The organism is Shewanella sp. AS16, from assembly GCF_021412365.1.
GTDB classification, from domain to species: Bacteria; Pseudomonadota; Gammaproteobacteria; order Enterobacterales; family Shewanellaceae; genus Shewanella; species Shewanella salipaludis.
This window is the reverse complement of sequence record NZ_JAKCLK010000311.1, coordinates 1-288: the sequence shown is the minus strand read 5'-3', so window position 1 is coordinate 288 and position 288 is coordinate 1. Positions and strand designations below refer to the sequence as shown.

Genomic DNA, 288 nt, shown 5'->3' with positions numbered 1-288 from the left:
CGATTGGTGTGGATTATGTCACCAGGAGAAGGATGAAAAGTGTGGCAAACCGTAATCTGCAAGGCGTGCCGCTGGACAGCGATGGCGCGGCTTCATACAATCGGAGCTAACTAAAGTGCGCTCGTATTTATTAAGGCGTCACCGGTAATCGGGACGAGGATTTTTATCCATCAACGCCTTGCAATTCAGGAGAGGTATGACAATGTCATTAGAAGTGTTTGAGAAACTGGAAGCAAAAGTACAGCAGGCGATTGATACCATCACTCTGTTGCAGATGGAAATCGAAGA

At 46.9% G+C, this 288-nt stretch carries 1 protein-coding gene; it reads left to right on the top strand.

Annotated elements, in window-relative coordinates; translation table 11 throughout:
- Nucleotides 1-196: 196 nt before the first annotated feature.
- The coding region (gene zapB, locus LZP73_RS21615) for a cell division protein ZapB (protein ID WP_442800783.1) at nt 197-288 on the top strand (92 nt) is incomplete at its 3' end.